The organism is Actinoplanes sp. NPDC051633, from assembly GCF_040681735.1.
Taxonomy (GTDB): domain Bacteria; phylum Actinomycetota; class Actinomycetes; order Mycobacteriales; family Micromonosporaceae; genus Actinoplanes.
The window spans coordinates 1-3,913 of the sequence record NZ_JBFAZH010000742.1 but is presented as its reverse complement, the minus strand read 5'-3'; the positions used below and the strand labels follow the sequence as shown (position 1 = coordinate 3,913).

Below are 3,913 nucleotides of genomic sequence, written 5' to 3'. Positions count from 1 at the left end.
GCCGCACCGGCGCAGACCCCGGGCGGTGGTGGCAGTACGAGCCGGATGAGCGTGTCCAGCTTGGGGGTACAGGCCGACAGCGCCAGCCTGGGCACGTGGATCAGCGGCGACGGCCGGTACGTCGCGTTCACCTCGGAGGCGTCGAACCTGGTGCCTGGGGACACCAACGCGTGGCCGGACGCGTTCGTGCGGGACCGGCGGGCCGGTACCACCAGCCGAATCACCGTGTCGAGCACAGGCGCGCAGGCCAACGGCGACAGCTTCGTCACCTCGATGAGCCCGGATGGCCGGCACGTGGCGTTCCAGTCGTACGCCTCGAACCTGGTGCCCGGTGACACCAACGGTGGCGACGCCTTCGTGCGGGACTTGCGCACCGGCGTGACCAGCCGGGTGAGCTTGTCCAGCCGGGGCGTGCAGGGCAACGACGGCAGCTCTTTTCCCAAACTGAGCAACGACGGCCGGTACGTGGCGTTCCTTTCCGGCGCTTCCAACCTGGTACCGGGTGACACGAACCAGCTCGAGGACATCTTCGTCCGGGATCGGCTGGCCGGCATCACCCGACGGGTCAGCGTCTCGACCAGCGGGGCACAGGCCAACGCCTACAGCCATGTTGTGAACATCTCCGGCAGCGGCCGCTACATCACTTTCGTGACCTCGGCGTCGAACCTCGTACCCGGCGACACCAACGGCGCGAGCGATGTGTTCGTCCACGACCTGGGCGCCGGCACCACCAGCCGGGTCAACGTGTCCACCAGTGGCGCTCAGGCCAACAGCCCTACCTACGACGCCGCGATCAGTGGAGACGGCCGCTACATCACCTTCGGATCGCTTGCCTCCAACCTGAGCCCCGCAGACACCAACGGTGTCAGCGACGTGTTTGTTCGGGACCTGCGCACCGGCACGACCAGCCGGGTCGATACCGCCGGCCGCGAAGGGCCAATCAGCGGCGGTATCAGCGATCCCGCGATCAGCGCCGACGGCAGGCACATCGCGTTCCGGTCGAGCACGGGCGACTCTACCGACGAGGTGTTCGTACATGACCGGCGAGCCGGCATCACCCGCCGCGTGACCGTAGCTGACGACGGCGGCCAAGCCAACGGCTCCAGCTACCAGCTCGCGGTCAGCGCCGACGGCCGATCCGTCTCCTTCAGCTCCAACGCATCCAACCTCGTACTCGACGACACAAACAACACCTGGGATGTGTTCGTCCGGACCCGGACCGGTTAACGCCAGGCTGCCCGACTCAGCCGAATAGGCGTCAGGACAGCGTGGGCTTCCCTCATGGCCGGCAACGGCTCGCGCGGCTCCCGTTCCGGCGACAGTGGCCGGGCCCTGTGGGCCCGGCCATTGTTGTCGACGGTCAGACGGCGACGGCGACGGCGTCGCGGTAGGCGGGCGGGGTACCGGCAGCGGCCATTCCAGCTGTGATGGGGGAGGGCCTGAAGCCCTTGACGACCAGGTAGACGCCGAGGGACAGCTCCCAGGCGAAGATCGGAGCGACCAAGATCCCATGCCACACGGAGCCGAGCTCGTAGGCGCCGAAGAAGATGGCGGTGACGTCGGCCAGGAGCAGGGGAGCCCCGATGAGGCCCACCGTGGGGATGATGCGGGGCACGAGGCGGGACCGGTACATCAAGGTGCCCAGCAGGACTGCGTTCAGCGCCGCCATGAGGCCGGGGCCGAGCAGGAATGTCCAGCCGCGGACGGTGATGAGTGCCTGCCCGACGGTGACGAGCGAGGCCTCGTCTGCTCCGGTTCCGGCCAGGTTTTGTCGCAGGGTCACCACCGACAGGAGGCAGACGACGCCGATGACGATGACAGCGGCTTCGAAGATGCGAGTGGTGACGAGGCCGAGCGCGAACCCTTCGTGCTGCCGCTTGACGACCGAGTACAGCGCGACGGCGGTGCCGATACCGGCGAGGGCAGTGATCAGGTCGAGGAAGCCGCCGAAGAGCACGCGGGTGTCCGCACCGGAGCTGACGATGTAGTCCGGGTTGTCCAGCACGGGAGCCAGGAATAGAAGTGCGGGAATCGACGCGGCGAAGGTGATCACGTAGAGGGCGCCCGCGACGAAGGCGGTCTTCCTCAGTGAGGTCATCGGGACTTTCGGCGCTGCTGAGGGTTGAACGACGGTGGTGGTCATGTCGGTGTCCTTTCGCGAAGTGGTGAGCAGTTGCCGACGTGCGATGGCGGGCACGTCGGACTAATCACGGGCGACCTGAGTGACGGAGACCAGCGGCAGGCCTATGTCGCGTACTTTCTGCAGGAGGCCATGCAGGGCCGCCTGGTCGGCTACAAGGCCTTGAATTGCGGTGGTGCCGTCGCTGCAGTTGGTGAGGGTCATTCCGTGGAACCACGCGGCCCATCGGTGATGGAGGTGCCCCGTGAGGCGGATTTCGTAGCGTCTGGCGTCGTGGTGGCGGTCGGTCGATTTCTCGCTCATGGCCCTCCCCCTTCGGCTGATGCTTCGCCTGGATGGATCTCCGCCGACGCTGCGGACATTTGTCGGTCTAATCGGAAGGTAGAAGCAGAGGTGATGACCGGGCATCACCACATGTGTTGATTGATGTGGTGACTCGGGCGGTCGGACGCGTCAGGCGTGGCGGTGACGGTCTCGCGACAGCAGGTCCAGTTCGCCGGCCCGCCGCACCGCTGCGCGACGGTTGTTCACGCCGAGCTTGGCGAAGATTCTGTTGGTGTGCGTTCGCACGGTGTTCAGCGACACGACGAGCTCGCGGGCGATCTCGGGACCGCTCAGGTCGGTTGCCAGCAGTCGGAGCACGTCGCGCTCACGTGCGCTCAACGGCTCGACCAAACCGTCCGCTGCGGACGTTCTATCGTCGGTCGGGCCGAAGGCGGTCAGCAGCCGCCGGGCATAGTCGGGGGCGATCCCGCGTTTCGCGGCCGCTGTCAGCAGGGTCGCCATGGGCGCCCGCTCGTCTACGAAAATGCGGACATAGCCTTCCGGCTCGGCCAGCGCCAGGGCGCGGTCAAGTGGTCGCAGCGCAGCGGGGATGTCACCGCGTATCTGATGGGCGAGCGCTTCAAGCACCAGGATCTCGATGACGCTGCCCGTCCGGTCCCCGTCCTCCGCCGCGTGCAGGAGACGGTCCAGAAATGAAGTCACCTCGTCGAGGGAGCGCTGTGCGCGCTCGATCCCATTTCGGCCCAGGAGGGCCCTGGCCAGGGTCACGTGCTCGAACTCGCGGAGGTAGCTGAGATCGTCGCCGACAGACAACCCCCGCTCACGGGCCCAGCCGAGTGCGTCATCCAGCCTCCCCTGCGCGATCCAGACCCGTGCCCGCACCGCGGGAACCGGACGGACGTTGGGGAAGAAGTCACCCACGTACAGGCGCTCCGCCTCGTCGAGCAGGTCCAGCGCGCCGCCCAAGTCCGCTTCAGCCTCCCGGATCCGAGCCATCGCGACCCGCCAGCGGTAGCGGTTCTGCGGCAGCCCTGTGTGCGCGCCCAACTCCTGGCTGCGCAGCAGGTCCTGCGTGGCGGTCTCCAGGTCGCCACGCTCGCGGTGGAGCACGCTCATCCCCACGTACATGTCTGCCGTTCCCCGCGGCACCGACCCGCCCTGCTCAGGGGCCAGCTGGAGTGCCTGCTCGTAGATGCGCATCGCCTCGCCGAGGCGGCCCTGCACCATCCGGATGTCCGCCAGGGCGATCGCACAACCCAGCATGTCGGAGACATGCCCGGCCCGGTGCATGCTCGCCATGCAATCGGCATACGCGTCGTGCGCTGCCTCCAGATTCCCCGCTGCCCAGGACGCGAGTCCGATCAGCGCCGCAGCCGCTCCGTGCCCGAGATGGTCTCCTCCCTGGAGGAGGTCGAGCGCCCTCCGGGCATAGGTCACCGTGGCGGAGGTATCGCCCAGCATCAGCGCCTGTCCGGCCCGATGAACGGC

Annotated in this window: 5 protein-coding genes; 1 reads left to right on the top strand and 4 read right to left on the bottom strand. The window is 67.6% G+C overall.

Features of this window, described 5'->3' with window-relative positions; translation table 11 throughout:
• On the bottom strand, positions 1 to 422 hold a 422-nt coding region (locus AB0M20_RS31070; protein ID WP_364303886.1), incomplete at its 3' end, for a hypothetical protein.
• Here AB0M20_RS31070 and AB0M20_RS31065 point away from each other — a divergent pair.
• Positions 412 to 1,227, top strand: a complete 816-nt coding sequence (locus AB0M20_RS31065) for a hypothetical protein (RefSeq protein ID WP_364303885.1) — start codon at positions 412 to 414, stop codon at positions 1,225 to 1,227. The two genes, AB0M20_RS31070 and AB0M20_RS31065, sit on opposite strands and share 11 nt — an antisense overlap.
• 133 nt (positions 1,228 to 1,360) lie before the next feature.
• Here the strand turns inward: AB0M20_RS31065 and AB0M20_RS31060 are convergent, their stop codons facing one another.
• From AB0M20_RS31060 to AB0M20_RS31050, 3 genes are all read right to left on the bottom strand, one after another.
• Positions 1,361 to 2,143, bottom strand: a complete 783-nt coding sequence (locus tag AB0M20_RS31060) for a DUF4386 domain-containing protein (RefSeq protein WP_364303884.1) — start codon at positions 2,141 to 2,143, stop codon at positions 1,361 to 1,363.
• A 60-nt stretch (positions 2,144 to 2,203) separates the two neighbouring features.
• Positions 2,204 to 2,443: a hypothetical protein gene (locus AB0M20_RS31055; RefSeq protein ID WP_364303883.1), complete on the bottom strand. Its 240-nt coding sequence runs from the start codon at positions 2,441 to 2,443 to the stop codon at positions 2,204 to 2,206.
• Between the two features lie 150 nt (positions 2,444 to 2,593).
• The coding region (locus AB0M20_RS31050) for a LuxR C-terminal-related transcriptional regulator (protein ID WP_364303882.1) at positions 2,594 to 3,913 on the bottom strand (1,320 nt) is incomplete at its 5' end.

Bases quoted from the DNA above. Each gene is read 5' to 3' on its own strand.
- AB0M20_RS31060 (WP_364303884.1), bottom strand. From the start codon at position 2,143: ATGACCACCACCGTCGTTCAACCCTCAGCAGCGCCGAAAGTCCCGATG.
- AB0M20_RS31055 (WP_364303883.1), bottom strand. From the start codon at position 2,443: ATGAGCGAGAAATCGACCGACCGCCACCACGACGCCAGACGCTACGAA.